This is a genomic window from Streptomyces pyxinicus (genome assembly GCF_024753135.1).
In the GTDB taxonomy this organism is placed as follows: Bacteria; Actinomycetota; Actinomycetes; order Streptomycetales; family Streptomycetaceae; genus Streptomyces; species Streptomyces pyxinicus.
Map to the genome: position 1 here is coordinate 254493 of NZ_JANUGP010000006.1, position 15874 is coordinate 270366.

General features: G+C 70.3%; 14 protein-coding genes and 1 tRNA gene. 4 read left to right on the top strand and 11 right to left on the bottom strand.

The genetic code is table 11. The features are described from left to right. Positions 1-233: 233 nt before the first annotated feature. From pknB to NX794_RS11070, 6 genes are all read right to left on the bottom strand, one after another. Positions 234-2243 (bottom strand): Stk1 family PASTA domain-containing Ser/Thr kinase, encoded by a 2010-nt coding sequence (pknB, locus tag NX794_RS11045; protein WP_258778168.1) that lies wholly within the window; start codon positions 2241-2243, stop codon positions 234-236. A gap of 170 nt (positions 2244-2413) precedes the next feature. Further along, positions 2414-3892: a peptidoglycan D,D-transpeptidase FtsI family protein gene (locus tag NX794_RS11050; RefSeq protein ID WP_258778169.1), complete on the bottom strand. Its 1479-nt coding sequence runs from the start codon at positions 3890-3892 to the stop codon at positions 2414-2416. Further along, positions 3889-5313 (bottom strand): FtsW/RodA/SpoVE family cell cycle protein, encoded by a 1425-nt coding sequence (locus tag NX794_RS11055; RefSeq protein WP_258778170.1) that lies wholly within the window; start codon positions 5311-5313, stop codon positions 3889-3891. Before NX794_RS11055 ends, NX794_RS11050 begins: the two co-directional genes overlap by 4 nt. Positions 5314-5340: 27 nt before the next feature. Next, positions 5341-6837, bottom strand: a complete 1497-nt coding sequence (locus tag NX794_RS11060) for a Stp1/IreP family PP2C-type Ser/Thr phosphatase (protein ID WP_258778258.1) — start codon at positions 6835-6837, stop codon at positions 5341-5343. Positions 6838-6977: 140 nt separating this feature from the next. Beyond that, positions 6978-7511, bottom strand: a complete 534-nt coding sequence (locus NX794_RS11065; RefSeq protein ID WP_258778171.1) for an FHA domain-containing protein FhaB/FipA — start codon at positions 7509-7511, stop codon at positions 6978-6980. Positions 7512-7521: 10 nt separating this feature from the next. Then, on the bottom strand, positions 7522-8394 hold the full coding sequence (locus tag NX794_RS11070) for an FHA domain-containing protein (protein WP_258778172.1): 873 nt from the start codon (positions 8392-8394) through the stop codon (positions 7522-7524). Positions 8395-8877: 483 nt separating this feature from the next. Between NX794_RS11070 and NX794_RS11075 the strand changes: the two genes are divergently transcribed. From NX794_RS11075 to NX794_RS11090, 4 genes are all read left to right on the top strand, one after another. Continuing rightward, positions 8878-8961 (top strand) — tRNA-Leu (locus NX794_RS11075). Between the two features lie 232 nt (positions 8962-9193). Next, positions 9194-10630 carry a DUF2252 domain-containing protein gene (locus NX794_RS11080; RefSeq protein WP_258778174.1) on the top strand — a complete coding sequence of 479 codons (1437 nt, stop codon included), beginning with the start codon at positions 9194-9196 and terminating at the stop codon, positions 10628-10630. A gap of 143 nt (positions 10631-10773) precedes the next feature. Beyond that, positions 10774-11586, top strand: a complete 813-nt coding sequence (locus tag NX794_RS11085) for a hypothetical protein (protein WP_258778175.1) — start codon at positions 10774-10776, stop codon at positions 11584-11586. A gap of 49 nt (positions 11587-11635) precedes the next feature. Next, complete coding sequence (locus NX794_RS11090) at positions 11636-11965, top strand: rhodanese-like domain-containing protein (protein WP_258778260.1); 330 nt, start codon at positions 11636-11638, stop codon at positions 11963-11965. Positions 11966-12021: 56 nt separating this feature from the next. Here NX794_RS11090 and NX794_RS11095 read toward each other — a convergent pair whose 3' ends face one another. From NX794_RS11095 to paaA, 5 genes are read right to left on the bottom strand one after another with little or no spacing between them, the layout of a single operon-like run. Continuing rightward, entirely contained in the window at positions 12022-13086 is a 1065-nt protein-coding gene (locus NX794_RS11095; protein WP_258778177.1) for a 2Fe-2S iron-sulfur cluster-binding protein, read from the bottom strand. Then, positions 13086-13613, bottom strand: coding sequence for a 1,2-phenylacetyl-CoA epoxidase subunit PaaD (gene paaD / locus NX794_RS11100; protein ID WP_258778178.1), 528 nt, complete (start codon positions 13611-13613; stop codon positions 13086-13088). The genes NX794_RS11095 and paaD overlap by 1 nt, the downstream gene beginning before the upstream one ends. Next, positions 13607-14338: a 1,2-phenylacetyl-CoA epoxidase subunit PaaC gene (gene paaC / locus NX794_RS11105; protein WP_258778179.1), complete on the bottom strand. Its 732-nt coding sequence runs from the start codon at positions 14336-14338 to the stop codon at positions 13607-13609. The genes paaD and paaC overlap by 7 nt, the downstream gene beginning before the upstream one ends. After that, entirely contained in the window at positions 14335-14622 is a 288-nt protein-coding gene (gene paaB, locus NX794_RS11110; RefSeq protein WP_258778181.1) for a 1,2-phenylacetyl-CoA epoxidase subunit PaaB, read from the bottom strand. Before paaB ends, paaC begins: the two co-directional genes overlap by 4 nt. Continuing rightward, complete coding sequence (paaA, locus tag NX794_RS11115; RefSeq protein ID WP_258778182.1) at positions 14619-15671, bottom strand: 1,2-phenylacetyl-CoA epoxidase subunit PaaA; 1053 nt, start codon at positions 15669-15671, stop codon at positions 14619-14621. Before paaA ends, paaB begins: the two co-directional genes overlap by 4 nt. Positions 15672-15874: the final 203 nt, after the last annotated feature.

A 15874-nucleotide genomic window follows, 5' to 3' on the forward strand; every position in this document is an offset into this window, starting at 1 on the left:
GCAACCGGATTCGGATACAGGTGTCTTCACGGCAGGCTGCGGACCGCGCACGATGCATCAGGATCCCCGAACCAAAGCTGGACGGGCAAGACTGACCCGTCGGGCTCCGCATCACGTGCGGGCCCCGGTAGCTGCTACGCCCACCGCCTGGGGAATGCGTGACCGCCGACACGGATTCGCCAACAGTGTCGAGCTTTCGGCGGGGGCCCGCTCGTGGGCGCGGGACGTCCGCGTCAGCCGTTGATGCCGCCGAGGAAACCGCCGCCGTCGTCGTTGTTCCCACCGTTTCCGCCGTTCCCGTTGTCGCCTCCGCCGCCGAAGGTGACCAGAACGATCTGGGTGTTGGCCGGGTCGGCCTGGGTGCCCTGGCCCGGGGTCTGGCTCAGCACGCGCGCGTTGTCGTCGTTCGAGCCGGTGACCTGGATGTTGGTGAAGCCCTTGCCCTGGAGGATCTGCTTGGCGTCCTTCAGGGTCTGGCCCTGGACGTTCGGGACGTCCGTCTGCGTGGGCTGGTCCACCTTGCCGACGTTCACCGCGACCGGCGTGTTCTTGGAGACCTGCTGGCCCGCCGCCGGGTTGGTGTTGAGCACCTTGCCGTTGTCGTCGGGGTTGGTGCTGGAGGTGTCGTTGCAGGTGGGCACCAGGCCCTGCGCCTTCAGCTTGGCCTTGGCCTGGTCACAGCTCAGACCGGTGACGTCCTCGACGGAGACCTTCTCCTCGGCCTTGGCGACCGTGAGGGTGATCGTGGTGCCCTTCTGCTTCTTGACACCGCCCTGCGGGTCCTGCGCCGTGACGACCCCCGGCGTCTGGCTCGACACCTCGGTCTTCTTCTCGACGTCGAAGCCCTTGTCCTTCAGCTGGGACTCGGCCTGGTCGTACTGGATGCCGCGGACGTCGGGCACCGTGACCTTGGGCGCGCCGGTGGAGACCACGAGCCCGATGGAGGTGTTCTTCTCGACCTTGGTCTCCGGGTCCTGGTCCTGCGAGCAGACCTTGCCGGAGGGCTGGTCGTCGCACTCCTTCTTGGTGATCGACACCTTCAGGTCGACGTTGGCGGCCATCTTCCGGGCCGTCGCCTGCGTCTGTCCGACGAAGCTGGGCACCGACACCTTGTCGTCGCCTCCGCCGCTGCCGGAGAACGCCCATTTGCCGATCAGGATCGCCCCGATCAGCACCAGGACGCCCGCGACCACCAGGAGGATCGTGGAGGTGTTGGACTTCTTCTGCTGCTGGCGGCGCCGGCCCGGCTGGTCGTCGTAGCCGTAGCCGCCGTCGTCCGGGTTCATCGGCGGCAGCATGGTGGTGGCCGGGGCGCCGCCGTCGGAGCGCAGGGCCGTGGTCGCCTGGTGGTCCGGGTAGCCGCCGTAGCCGACCGCGCCGAGGGCGGCCGTGGCCGCGACCGGCTGGCCGTCGAGGCAGGCCTCGATGTCGGCGCGCATCTCGTCGGCCGACTGGTAGCGGTAGTTCGGGTCCTTGACCAGCGCCTTCAGGACGATCGCGTCCATCTCGGGGGTGATCTCGGGATCGAAGACCGACGGCGCCTGCGGTTCCTCGCGCACGTGCTGGTAGGCCACGGCCACCGGCGAGTCGCCGACGAACGGCGGCCGTACCGTCAGCAGCTCGTACAGCAGACAGCCGGTCGAGTACAGGTCGGAGCGGGCGTCGACCTGCTCGCCCTTGGCCTGCTCCGGGGAGAGGTACTGGGCCGTGCCGATCACCGCGGCCGTCTGGGTCATGGTCATGCCGGAGTCGCCCATGGCGCGGGCGATGCCGAAGTCCATCACCTTGACCTGGCCGTTGCGCGTCAGCATGACGTTGGCCGGCTTGATGTCGCGGTGGACGATGCCGCTGCGGTGCGCGTACTCCAGGCCCTGGAGGATGCCGATGGTCATCTCCATCGCGCGCTCGGGCAGCAGCTTGCGCCCGGAGTGCAGCAGCTCACGGAGCGTGGAGCCGTCCACGTACTCCATGACGATGTACGGGATCGAGACCTCGCCGATGTAGTCCTCGCCCGTGTCGTAGACAGCGACGATGGCGGGATGGTTGAGCGAGGCGGCCGACTGGGCCTCCCGGCGGAACCGGGCCTGGAAGGACGGATCCCGCGCGAGGTCCGCGCGGAGCGTCTTCACCGCCACGGTGCGGCCGAGGCGGGTGTCATGCGCGAGGTAGACCTCCGCCATGCCACCACGGCCGAGCACCTGGCCCAGCTCGTACCGGCCGCCGAGGCGACGCGGCTCTTCCATAGCTACCTACCAGCCCTCTCCGTCGGTCTCGGCCGTCACATCCGTGTGCGTCCGAGGCTGCCGTCCGGGCCTACCGTACCCGGCTCGCTTTGTATGACCTGGCCAAGCCCGGAACCCGATACAGGACCGGTATCGCAACGTGCGTCGATGTGCGGCGGATGTGAGGGGTCTCACTTCTTGGCGTTGATGACCGCCTCCATGACCTTCTTGGCGATCGGCGCGGCCAGACCGCCACCGGAGATGTCGTCACGGTTGGCCTGCTCGTCCTCGACCACCACGGCCACGGCGACCGGGGAGCTGCCGTCGGGGAGCTTGGCGTAGGAGATGAACCACGCGTACGGGTTCGCGCTGTTCGCCACGCCGTGCTGGGCGGTACCGGTCTTGCCGCCGACGACGGCGCCCGGGATCTGCGCGTTCTTGCCGGTGCCGTCCTTGACGACCGTCTCCATCATGCTCTGGAGGATCTGGGCGTTCCCCGGCGACAGCGGCCGGCTCATCTCCTCCGGCTCGGTCTTGGCGACCGGGTCCACGTTGGAGGACTGCAGCTCGTCGACCATGTACGGCTTCATCAGCTTGCCGTCGTTGGCGACCGCCGAGGCGACCATGGCCATCTGCAGCGGGGTGGCCGCGGTGTTGTACTGGCCGATCGAGGACAGCGCGGTCTGCGACTGGTTCATGTCGTCGGAGAACACCGAGGCGTTGGAGCGCACCGGCGTGAACTGCTCGGAGTCGAAGCCGAACTTCTTCGCCTCGGCCAGCATCTTGTCGTTGCCGAGGTCGGAACCGATCTTGCCGAAGACGGTGTTGCAGGAGTACTGGAGGGCGGTCCGCATGGTGGCGTCCTCACACGGGATGTTGCCCTCGTTCTTCAGCTGGGTCGTGGTGCCCGGCATGGTCCAGGGCAGCGGCGACCGCGTCTTGTCATTGGCGCTCTTGTACAAGCCGTTCTCCAGCGCCGCCGCCGCGGTGACGACCTTGAACGTGGAGCCCGGCGGGTAGGTCTCGCGCAGCGCCCGGTTCTGCATCGGGTCGGCCGAGTTGTTCTTCTTCTGGAGCTTGTTCCATGCCTTCGTGTCGGTGTCGAGCGAGTTGCCCGCGAAGGACGAAGGGTCGTACGAAGGGTAAGAGGCCAGCGCCAGTATCTTGCCGGTTGACGGGTCGAGGGCGACGACGGCGCCCTTGCCCTTCTGCTGGGACAGCCCCTCGTACGCCGCCTTCTGGGCGGCGGCGTTAAGGGTGGTGACGACGTTGCCGCCCTGCTGGTCCTTGCCGGTGACCATGTCGAGGGTCTTCCGGAAGAACAGACGGTCGTCGTTGCCGGTGAGGATGCCGTCCTCGATGGACTCCAGCTGGGTGGCGCCGAAGGCCTGCGAGGCGTAGCCGGTGACCGGGGCCCACATGGGGCCGTCCTTGTATGTGCGCTTGTACTTGAAGTCGCTCCCCGAAGATTCCTTGGACCCGGTGATCGACTTTCCGTCCACGATGATGTCGCCGCGCGGATGCGAGTAGCGCGCGATGGAGACACGGCGGTTGTGGGTGTTCGTCTGCAGCGCGTCGGCCTGGACGTACTGGAGCCAGTTGTCGCGGATGAGCAGCGCGAGGACGAGCAGCCCGCAGAAGATCGAGATTCGGCGCAGTGGCTTGTTCACGGGCGGACCACCTGGGTCATCTCGACGTCGGGATTCGGATTGGGGGCGGGGGCCGGGCGGCGCGCCGTGTCGCTGATGCGGAGCAGAATGCCGACGAGGGCCCAGTTCGCGATGACGGATGAACCGCCGTACGCGACGAACGGCATCGTCATGCCGGACAGCGGGATGAGGCCCATCACACCACCGGCGACCACGAAGACCTGAATGGCGAAGGCGCTGGACAGGCCTACTGCGAGCAGTTTTCCGAACGGGTCGCGGGCGGCCAGCGCGGTGCGGATGCCCCGCTCGACGATCAAGCCGTAGATCACCAGAACCGCCATGACGCCGGCCAGGCCCATCTCCTCGCCGAAGGTGGCGAAGATAAAGTCGGAGTTGGCCGCGAAACCGATGAGGTCGGAGTTGCCCTGGCCGAGACCGGTGCCCATGACACCGCCCGAGCCGAAGGACATCAGCGACTGGGCGACCTGGTCGCTCTGTGCCATCACCTTGTCGGAGAAGGGGTGCAGCCAGGCCTGCACACGCTGCTGGACGTGCGGCTCGAAGGAGCCGACGCCGACCGCGCCGACCGCGGACATCAGCAGACCGAAGACGATCCAGCTGGTGCGCTCGGTGGCGACATACAGGACGACGACGAACATGCCGAAGAACAGCAGCGAGGTACCGAGGTCAGTCTCGAACACCAGGATGAGCAGGCTCATCGCCCACACGGTGAGAATCGGGCCGAGGTCACGGCCACGAGGCAGGTACAGCCCCATGAATCGGCGGCTGGCCAGGGCCAGGGCGTCTCTCTTCACCATGAGGTAGCCGGAGAAGAAGATCGCGATAATGATCTTCGCGAACTCACCGGGCTGGATGGTGAAGCCACCGATGCTGATCCAGATCTTGGCTCCGTTGACGGCGGGGAAGAAGACCGGAGCCACCAGCAGGACAAGGGCTGTGACCATCGAGATGTAGGTGTAACGCTGCAGGATCCGGTGGTCCTTGAGGAACACGATGATCACGGCGAAGAACGCGATGCCGAGCGCCGAGTACATCAGCTGTTTGGGGGCGTCCGGGCTGAACGCGTGAAAGAGGATCTTGGCCCGGTGCTGGAGCCGGGGAGACTGGTCCAGTCGCCAGATCACCACGAGGCCCAGCCCGTTCAGCAATGTGGCGAGCGGCAGCAGCAGCGGGTCGGCGTAGCGCGCGTACCGTCGAACGACTATATGGGCGACACCGGCCAGCAGGCCGAGCCCCAGGCCGTAGCCAAGCAAGCCTGTCGGGACCGAACCATCCATGGCCAGGCCCACGTTGGCGTACGCGAAGACCGGGATGACCACGGCGAAGGCCAGCAGGGCCAGCTCGGTGTTGCGGCGGCTCGGCGCGCCGATCGCGCCGATCGTGGACGTGTGGTGCGTCGGCGATTGGGAAGTGCTGCTCATCGTGTGACGGGGCCTCTCACGGCTCGCTTACTGCTTGCCGCACTGATCGACGACCTTCTGCTCATCCTCGGAGAGGCTCGGGCCGGGATTGGGAGTGGCGGTCGTGGACGGGTTCGGCGTCGGCGATGTCTTGGACGTGCCGGGCTTACGGGTGGTTCCCGCACTGTCCTTGGCCTTGTCCTGGTCGGTCTTCGCCTTGTTCTCGCGCTCGGCCGCGGCGCGCTCCGCCTGCTTGCGGCACGCGGACGCCTGCACGGTCAGCGCCTCGATCTTCGTCTGGGCCTGCTGGAGACCGCCCGCCGCGATCGTGTTCTTGACCTGCTTCTGCTGGTACGGCGGCAGGTACTTGAGTTCGATCTCGGGGTGGTCCTTCTCCACCTTGGACAGCGAGACCCACGCCAGGTCCTGGCTGATCCCGCGGTACAGCGCCACGTGCTCGTCCTGGGTGCCGACGTAGTACTGCGTCTGCGTCCAGCGGTAGCCGCCGTACAGGCCGCCGCCGATGACGGCGAGCGCCAGGACGCCGTAGAGCGAGCCCTTGAGCCAGCCGCGGCCCTTGCGGGGCTTGGTGAAGTCCTCGTCGCTGTAGTCGCCGTACCCGCCCGCCGGGACGTAGCCGGTGGTGTCACCGGAGCCGGGCGGCCCGAACTCGCCGTCGCCGTGCGCCCCGCGGCCGAGGTGGGAGGCGCGGCCGGCCGGGGTCTGCATGATGCCGTTGTCGTGCGGGTGGAGCTGGTTCTCGGCGACCGCGCCGACCACGACCGGCTGGTCGGAGAGCTGCCCGGCGAGGGTGTCCCCGGTGTCCAGGTCCAGGACGTCGGCGATGATCACGGTGATGTTGTCGGGGCCGCCGCCGCGCAGCGCGAGCTGGATCAGCTCCTGCACGGTCTCCTGCGGGCCCTGGTAGCTGGCGAGGGTCTCCTCCATCGTCTGGTGGGAGACGACGCCGGACAGACCGTCGGAGCAGATCAGATAGCGGTCGCCGGCCCGGACCTCGCGGATCGACAGGTCGGGCTCGACGTGCTCGCCGCTGCCGAGGGCGCGCATCAGCAGGGAGCGCTGCGGGTGGGTGGTGGCCTCTTCCTCGGTGATCCGGCCCTCGTCCACGAGCCGCTGCACCCAGGTGTGGTCCTGCGTGATCTGGGTGAGGACGCCGTCGCGCAGCAGATAGGCGCGCGAGTCGCCGACGTGCACGAGCCCGAGCCGCTGCCCGGTCCACAGCAGGGCGGTCAGGGTGGTCCCCATGCCTTCGAGCTGGGGGTCCTCCTCGACCATGGCGCGCAGCTGGTCGTTGGCGCGCTGCACGGCCACGCCGAGCGAGGTGAGGATGTCGGAGCCGGGCACGTCGTCGTCGAGGGTGACCAGGGTGGAGATCACCTCGGAGGACGCGACCTCGCCGGCCGCCTGGCCGCCCATGCCGTCGGCGATGGCGAGCAGACGGGGACCGGCGTAACCGGAGTCCTCGTTGCCCTGCCGGATCATGCCCTTGTGCGATCCGGCGGCGAAACGCAGTGACAGACTCATGCGCACCTCGCCCGTCGGCTCCGGGTACAGCCGGTCGTGTCGAGCCACACTGCCCACCCTCCGGTCGGGAGCGCGCCGGGGACCGGAGGGCGGCCTGCCGCTGCGTGCTCGCTCCGCTCGCGCTCACTCATGATGTAGCACTACTTCCGCAGCTCGATGACGGTCTTGCCGATGCGGATCGGCGCGCCCAGCGGGATCGGCGTGGGAGTCGTCAGCCGGGACCGGTCCAGATAGGTGCCGTTGGTGGAACCGAGGTCCTCGACGATCCACTGCCCGTCGCGGTCCGGGTAGATCCTGGCATGGCGGCTGGAGGCGTAGTCGTCGTCCAGCACGATCGTGGAGTCGTGCGCCCGGCCCAGCGTGACGGTCTGGCCCTGGAGCGCGACCGTGGTGCCGGTGAGTGTGCCTTCGGTCACGACCAGCTTGCTGGGGGCGTTGCGCCCGCGCCGGCCGCCGCCGCTCTGCTGGCCGCGCTGCGGCGGGGGCGCGGCCTGCTGCCGCTGCGCCTGCTGCCGGCCCGCCTGCTGCTGGCGCCCGGCCTCCCTACGCGATCCGCGCTGAGTGACGCGCGTACCGAACAGGTCGCTGCGGATGACCTGCACGGCCACGATCACGAACAGCCACAGTACGGCCAGGAAACCCAGCCGCATGACCGTGAGGGTCAGCTCTGACATTGCCCCCGCTTCACCCTTCGGCTTGCCTATAGATAACGGTGGTGCTGCCCACGACGATCCGCGAGCCGTCGCGGAGCGTAGCGCGGGTGGTGTGCTGCCCGTCCACCACGATGCCGTTGGTGGAGCCGAGATCCTGGATCGTCGGGGGCGTTCCGGTCCGGATCTCACAGTGCCGGCGGGAGACGCCGGGGTCGTCGATCCGCACGTCGGCCTCGGTGCTGCGGCCCAGGACCAGGGTCGGGCGGGAGATCTGGTGGCGGGTGCCGTTGATCTCGATCCAGTAGCGGGTGCGTCCGCCGCTCATCGGGGCGGCCGCGGGACGCTGGGTGGCGGGCTGCGGATAGCCGTAGCCGCCGGGCCGGGCGCCGGGCGGCGGCGCGGACGGCATCGGGGGCGCGCCCGTGGGAGCGGCCGGCGGGTAGCCGTAGCCGCTCGGAGCGCCCTGGCCGGGCCGGCCACCGGCCGCCGGGCCAGCGGGAGCGGCGCCGGGGGCGGCCTGCTGGTCGCTGGAGGAGGCGAGGGTGCGCGAACGCACCCGGTACAGCCCGGTGTCCAGGTCCTCGGCCTTCTCCAGGTTGACCTTGATCGGTCCCATGAAGGTGTAGCGCTGCTGCTTGGCGTAGTCGCGCACCATGCCGGCCAGCTCGTCACCGAGCTGCCCGGAGTAGGGGCTGAGGCGCTCGTGGTCGGGCGCGCTCAGCTCCACGATGAAGTCGTTGGGTACGACCGTGCGGTCACGGTTCCAGATGGTGGCGTTGTTGTCGCACTCCCGCTGGAGCGCGCCGGCGATCTCGACGGGCTGGACCTCGGACTTGAAGACCTTGGCGAAGGTGCCGTTCACCAGACCCTCGAGACGCTGCTCGAACTTCTTCAGGACTCCCATGGGGCACCTCCTCCGTCCCTGCCGTTGCCTTGCCCTGCTCTGCGCCGCTGCGTGCCGGGTACTGCTGGTACTGCTCGGTACTGCTCACTGATCGTATCTACGCGCCCGGCAATCAGCCGGTTCCCCCAGCGACCGCCCTTCGAACTCCTCCCCGGAACCCGCTCCGGGAACGCGTCCGCGTCGGCTGCGGGGGACCCGCCCGCCATCTGCGTCCGGCATGGATCGTAGAGGCGGTCGAAGTCCAGTGTCCCGCACCCGGCTGTGCGGCCGGCCCGTCTCCTGTGGAGATGGCCTGGACCGGTACGAGGTTGATACGTGAACCGATACTGCTTGAGACGTGCCAGGTGGGGGCGGTGCCGGCGGTGCCGGTTCCCCGGCCGGGGGCCGGGGAAGGGATGTGAATCCACCCCGTGGGCCGTGCTAATGTTCTGGATGTCGGAAGGGGCCAGCCCGAAAGGGCCGGGACCGGAAGACACACCCAATGCGCGGGTGGCGGAATAGGCAGACGCGCTGGATTCAGGTTCCAGTGCCCGCAAGGGCGTGGGGGTTCAACTCCCCCCTCGCGCACACAGTGGCTACGGGCCCATCGTGAAAACGGTGGGCCCGTAGTCGTTTTCGCTCTTCTTGTTGTGAAGAAGCTCTCACGCTCACATGGCAGTGGGTGGCTGTCTCCACAGGCGCCGAGTTGTCCACAGGCTCTGACGCGTTTCGGCCACCGGCGGTACGGTCTGCACCAGTTGATGTTCGTGCGGGGCGCGCCCGTTCGGGGCGTGCGGGGTGTTCGGGGGAGGCGGTCGTGATGACCGGAACCAGCGGGGAAGACGTGGCCGTCGCCGTGGCGGAGCGGGGTGCGCCCCGGCTGCCCCGGGTACGCGGGTTCGCCGCGTGGCCGGCACCGGGCTCCGCCAAGAAGGAGGGCAAGGCGCTGCGCGAGCGGGTGCCGCGCACCGCGCACGGCGGGCTCGGCCTGGACACCGGCCGCCCCGACGCGGTCAGCGCGGTGACCGAGTCCAACGCCGGCCGCATCCCCGGGCTGACCCCGATCCGGGTGGGCCGGATGGCGGCCACCCCCTTCGCCTTCCTGCGCGGCTCCGCCGGGCTCATGGCCTACGACCTGGCGCGCACCCCGGTGACCGGGATCGCCACCCAGATCTGCGGCGACGCCCACGCGGCCAACTTCGGCCTGTACGGCGACGCCCGCGGCGGCCTGGTCATCGACCTCAACGACTTCGACGAAACCGTGCGGGGCCCCTGGGAGTGGGACCTCAAGCGGCTCGTGGCCTCCCTGGTGCTGGCCGGGCGGGAGGCGGGCGCCGACGAGGACACCTGCCGGGCGGCGGCGCGGGACACGGCCGGTGCCTACCGGCGCACCATGCGGCTGCTGGCCAGACTGCCGGTGCTGGACGCGTGGAACGCGATCGCGGACGAGGAACTCGTCTCCCACACCGACGCCCACGACCTGCTCGGCACGCTCCAGCGGGTCTCGGAGAAGGCCCGCGCCAACACCAGCGGCCGGTTCGCGGCGAAGTCGACCGAGACGCTGGCCGACGGCGGACGGCGGTTCGTGGACGCCCCGCCGGTGCTGCGCGGGATACCGGACGCCGAGGCCGCCGCCGTCGCCGCGTCCCTGGAGTCCTACGTCCACACCCTCGGCGAGGACCGGCACCCACTGCTCGCCCGGCACACCGTGCACGACGTGGCCTTCCGGGTGGTCGGCACCGGCAGCGTCGGCACCCGCTCCTACGTGGTGCTGCTCCTCGACCACCGCGAGCAGCCCCTGGTGCTCCAGGTGAAGGAGGCGCGGCGCTCGGCCCTGGTCCCGCACCTGGCCACGGCCGGCTTCGAGGTCCCGGCCGAGGAGCACGAGGGCCGCCGGGTGGTGCTCGGACAGAAGCGGATGCAGGTGGTCAGCGACATCCTGCTGGGTTGGACCACGGTCGACGGGCGGCCCTTCCAGGTCCGCCAGTTCCGCAACCGCAAGGGCAGCGTGGACCCGGCCGCGCTCGCCGCCGACCAGGTCGACGACTACGGCCGGATGACCGGCGCCCTGCTGGCCCGCGCCCACGCGCACAGCGCCGACCCGCGCCTGATCGCCGGCTACTGCGGCAAGAACGGGGAGCTGGACGAGGCGATGGCCGACTTCGCCGTCGCCTACGCCGACCGCACCGAGGCGGACCACGCGGAACTGGTCGCGGGCATACGGGCGGGACGGATCGCGGCGGAGCTGGGCGTGTGAGGGGGCCTGCGTCGGCGGGCGCGGGGCGCACGGCGCCGGGCGTGTGCTGACAGCTGGGTGGGGTGGGGTGGGCGGGGAGGGGAGAGGGGGGAAGCCGGCTGAGGTGTGAACGGCTGGGGCCGGGTGTGGCCTAGGCTGGTCGCGTGACGACTCCGGAAGCCGATGAGCCGCAGGCACCGAGGCCCGAGGAACGGCTTGAGCGGGCCGTCCGGGCCGCCGAACAGGCGTTGATCGAGTACGAGATCGCGGTGGAGACCTTCCGCGTCGAGGTCGAGAATTTCTCCCGGCTGCACGAGCAGCGGCTCGGTCCCCTCTACCTGCGGATCGAGGAACTGGACGCGGAGATCGCCGAGGCGAAGGCCGCCCGCACCGGTGACCCGGAGGATCTTCGGCTGGCCGAGGAGGCCCGCGCCCGGGTGCTGCCCATCCCGGGCGTCGAGGAACTGCTGCACGGCTGGATGGATGGCGACGGCCTCTACCCGGAGGCCGCCGCCATGCTCACCGACCAGGCGGTACGGCCTCCGCAGCGGGTGCGGCCCAGCGAGGAGGCCCGCAAGCTCTACCGCGAGCTGGCCCGCAAGGCCCACCCCGATCTGGCGCAGGAGGAGGCGGAGCGCGAGCGGCGTGAGGAGTTCATCAGCCGCGTCAACGCCGCCTACGCCCGTGGCGACGAGACGCTGCTGAAGGAGCTGGCCGAGGAGTGGGCCGCCGGTCCGGTGCCGCCCGAGCGCCGGCCGAGCCCCGCCGAGGAGCTGTACGCCCGCCTGGAGTGGCTCGCCCAGCGCAAGGAACTGCTCACCCTCGTCGCCCGCGAACTGGAGGAGGGTGCCATCGCCGGCATGCTCCGCCTCGCCCCGGACGACCCGGACAGCCTGCTGGAGGAGATCGCCGGCCGGCTGCGCGCCGACATCGACCAGCGCGAGGCCGAGCTGGCCCGGCTGCGGGCTCAGGACTGAGTTCCGGCCCGTTTCGGGTAGCGTCGGATCCATGAATTTCGGAGCTGGTGTGCCGACGGCCGCGGTCGCGGACCTCAAGGACGGCGACTTCCTGCTGGACGTCCGGGAGGACGACGAGTGGGGGGCCGGCCACGCCGAGGGCGCGTTGCACATCCCCCTGAGCGATTTCGTGGCCCGTTACGGCGAGCTGACCGAGGCAGCCCCGCAGGACGGCCGTGTGCACGTCATCTGCCGCTCGGGCGGCCGCTCGGCCCAGGTCACCATGTACCTGGTCCAGCAGGGCATTGACGCGGTGAACGTCGACGGCGGCATGCAGGTCTGGCAGGCCGCCGGCCGCCCGGTCGTCACGGAGGACGGCAAGCCGGGCTTCGTGCTGTAGTCGTTTCCGGAGTTCGCGGGGTACCCGGAGTGCCGGGCTACCCCAGGGCGCCGGCGTCAGCGGTCGAAGTCCAGCTCCACCTTCTCCGTCACCGGATGGGACTGGCAGGCCAGTACGTACCCGGCCTCCGTCTCCTCCGTCTCCAGGGCGAAGTTGCGGTCCATGCGGACCTGGCCCGAGACCAGGAAGGCCCGGCAGGTCCCGCAGACACCGCCCTTGCAGGCGTAGGGGGCGTCCGGGCGGTTGCGCAGGACCGTCTCCAGCAGCGATTCCCCCTCGCCGACCGGCCAGGTGCCGGCCCGTCCGTCGAGCCGCGCGGTGACGGTGCTGTGCGTGGGCGCCGAGACGATGACCGCCCCGGGGGAGCCCGCGTCCACGTGGAAGATCTCCTGGTGGATCCGGGCCCGGTCCACGCCCAGTCCGCGCAGCGCCTTCTCGGCGCCCTGCACCAGTCCGTACGGCCCGCACAGGAACCAGCCCGCCACCCGCTCCACCGGCAGCAGCGCCGGCAGCAGTCCTGTCAGCCGCTCACTGTCGAGCCGGCCGGAGGGCAGCCCCGCCTGCTGTTCCTCCCGGGAGAGGACGGTCACCAGCTGGAGCCGCTCGGGATAGCGGTCCTTCAGATCGGCGACCTCCTCCAGGAACATCGTGGAGGCGGCCGTGCGGTCGCTGCGTATCAGGCAGAACCGGGCCTCGGGGTCGCGGGCCAGCAGTGTCGAGACGATCGACAGGACCGGGGTGATGCCGCTGCCGCCGACGACCGCCGCGTACAGGCCCGGCGCCGGTTCGAGGGTGAAGCGGCCGGCCGGGGTCATCACCTCCAGCTCGTCCCCGAGGTTGATCTCTTTCAGCGCGTAGGTGGAGAAGGCGCCGCCGTCCACCAGCCGGACGCCCACCCGCAGGGTGCCCGGCCCCTCGTCGGCCGGGTCGGGAGCGGGGGAGCAGATCGAGTAGGTGCGCCGGATCTCCGTGCCGTCCACCCGGCGCCGCAGCGCGAGGTGCTGGCCGGGCGTGTGCCGGTACTCCTCGCGCAGCTCGGACGGAACGGTGAGGGTGAGGGCGACGGAGTCGTCGGTGAGCCGGTCGACCGCGGCCACCGGGAGCGGGTGGAAGCGCGCCATCACAACTCCTTGAAGTGGTCGAACGGTTCACGGCAGGCGAGGCACCGGCGCAGCGCCTTGCAGGCCGTGGAGGAGAACCTGCTCAGCAGCTCGGTGTCGGCGCAGCCGCAGTGCGGGCAGCGGACGGGCTCGGTCTCCGGCTCCCGTGTCCGGATCGGGCCGAGGGCGAGCGGGACCGGGCCGGTGCCGTGGTGCACGCGGGGCGGCGCGATGCCGAACTCCTGGAGTTTGCGGCGCCCTTCGGGAGTGATGTCGTCGGTGGACCAGGCCGGCGCGAGCACCGTGCGCACCGTGACCTCGCGCATCCCGTGGGCGCGCAGCACCCGCTCGATGTCGAGGCTCATCGCCTCGACGGCCGGGCAGCCCGTGTAGGTGGGGGTCAGGTCCACCTCGGCCGTGTCCGGGCCGTCCAGGCGCACCGCGCGCACCACACCCAGCTCCTGGAGGGTGAGCACGGGAAGTTCGGGGTCGGGCACCGAGCCGGCCAGCTCCAGCAGCTCCGCCTCCAGGGCGGTGGCGGTCACCATGACGCTCCCGGGTGGCTGCGGTGCAGGTGCTGCATCTCGGCGAGCATCCGCCCGAACGGCTCGGTGTGCAGGCCCTGTCGGCCGGCGCCCGCGGACCAGGCTCCGGTGCGCGGGCCCTCGGGGACGGTGAGGGTGGCCCGGGTCAGGACGTCCCGGACGGACTCCAGCCAGCGCTCCTCCATGCCCGCCCAGTCGGCGTCCAGGCCCTCCACCGGCTGGAACATCTCTCCGGTGAACCGCCAGAGCGCCTCGCTGGCGCGCCGCATCCGCTCATGGCTGTCCTCGGTGCCGTCGCCGAGTCGCAGGGTCCACTGCTCGGCGTGGTCGCGGTGGTAGGCGATCTCCTTGACCGCCTTGGCGGCGAGTGGGGCGAACGGTCCGTTTCCTGCGGCGAGTTCGGTGTGCAGGAGAAGCTGGTAGGTGGAGAAGTAGAGCTGTCGGGCGATCGTGTGGGCGAAGTCGCCGTTGGGTTGTTCGACCAGCTGGAGGTTGCGGAAGGCCCGCTCCTCGCGCAGATAGGCCAGCTCGTCCTCGTCACCGGCCAGGGACAGCAGCACGCGGGCCTGGCCGAGCAGGTCGAGCGCGATGTTGGCGAGGGCGACCTCCTCCTCCAGCACGGGGGCGTGTCCGGCCCATTCCCCGAGGCGGTGGGAGAGCACCAGGGCGTCGTCTCCGAGGGCGAGCGCGGCAGTCGCCGGGACGGTGGCGGGGCCGGTGGCGGTCACAGGTGCTTCACCCCTTCCGGGATCTCGTAGAAGGTCGGGTGCCGGTAGGGCTTGTCGGCGGCCGGCTCGAAGAAGGGGTCCTTCTCGTCCGGTGAGGACGCGGTGATCGCGGCGGCCGGGACGACCCAGATCGAGACGCCCTCGCCACGCCGGGTGTAGAGGTCCCGGGCGTTGCGCAGGGCCAGCTCGGCGTCGGGCGCGTGCAGGCTGCCGGCGTGGGTGTGGGAGAGGCCCCGCCGGGAGCGGACGAAGACCTCCCACAGAGGCCAGTCGGTGGTGGTCATGCTCGCGCTGCTCCCGTCTCGTGCGTCTTGTGTCCTGCCGCACCGGCGGTGCCGGTGTGCTTGGCCGCGTAGGCGGCGGCGGCCTCCCGTACCCAGGCGCCCTCGTCGTGGGCTCGTCTGCGTTGGGTGATGCGCTGTTCGTTGCACGGGCCGTTGCCCTTGAGGACGTCGCGGAACTCCGTCCAGTCGATCACCCCGAAGTCGTAGTGCCCCCGCTCCTCGTTCCACCTCAGGTCCGGGTCGGGCAGGGTGAGGCCCAGGGACTCGGCCTGTGGGACGCAGATGTCGACGAAGCGCTGGCGCAGCTCGTCGTTGGAGTGGCGCTTGATCTTCCACTCCATGGACTGGGCGGAGTGCTGGGACTCGTCGTCGGGCGGGCCGAACATCATCAGCGAGGGCCACCACCAGCGGTCCACCGCGTCCTGCGCCATCGCGTGCTGCTCCGGGGTGCCCTTGCTCAGCGCCAGCAGCGACTCGTAGCCCTGGCGCTGGTGGAAGGACTCCTCCTTGCAGATCCGCACCATGGCGCGCGCGTACGGACCGTAGGAGCAGCGGCACAGGGGGACCTGGTTGGTGATCGCGGCGCCGTCCACCAGCCAGCCGATCGCGCCGACGTCGGCCCAGGTCAGCGTCGGGTAGTTGAAGATCGAGGAGTACTTCTGGCGGCCGCTGTGCAGCTTGTCCAGCAGCTCGTCCCGACCGGTGCCCAGGGTCTCGGCCGCGCTGTACAGATACAGGCCGTGGCCGGCCTCGTCCTGGACCTTGGCCATCAGGATGGCCTTGCGGCGCAGGGAGGGGGCGCGGGTGATCCAGTTGGCCTCCGGCTGCATGCCGATGATCTCGGAGTGGGCGTGCTGGGCGATCTGCCGGACCAGGGTCGCGCGGTAGGCGTCGGGCATCCAGTCGCGCGGTTCGACGCGCTCGTCGGCGGCTACGGCCGCGTCGAAGGCACGCTGGTAGGCCGCCGTGTCGGCCGTGTCGGCGGTGTCCGGTACGCCGTCGCCGTCCGGCTGCGTACCGGCCGTGCGCTGCGCGGCTGCTGTGGCCATGCGGTCCCCCTGACCTCGGGCTCTGCGGGCGAATACTGTCCCGACCGATCGTTCGGTCCGTGCGATGTCAATGGTTGCCGGACGTCGGGAGGGTGTCAACCGCTGTGGAAAACTCCACGGAGTTCCTGTGGACAACCCGTATGCGGCGCGCGGGCTCCGATCGGCCGGGGCCCGATCCGGACCGGTCGGGGGACGGAGGCTTC